Annotated in this window: 1 protein-coding gene; it reads right to left on the minus strand. The window is 61.6% G+C overall.

The features are described from left to right. Positions 1-229: transposase (locus tag GSQ92_RS16510; RefSeq protein WP_174247820.1), on the minus strand; the 229-nt coding region annotated here is incomplete at both ends.

The raw sequence follows: 229 nt of genomic DNA on the forward strand, positions 1-229 counted from the left end.
ATAATGTGCGTGGAACAGAGAAAGTTGCTGATTGCCATGCACGACGTCGCAGGTATCGTCGATATCCAGGGTAACGGCGGCGGGTGGACGGGCGTAGCTGGAGCAGTACAGGTCGACCATGGCGTAGGACATGCGCACCACCTCGCGCAGAGTGGGTGCGTTCTCCCAGCGCGAAACAGTCGGCTTCGAGCAGAGATCGCTGTCCGGCAGGCGCCCGCAGGCAAGCTTG

Origin of the sequence: Acidisoma sp. S159, from assembly GCF_009766125.1 — a bacterium.
In the GTDB taxonomy this organism is placed as follows: domain Bacteria; phylum Pseudomonadota; class Alphaproteobacteria; order Acetobacterales; family Acetobacteraceae; genus Acidisoma.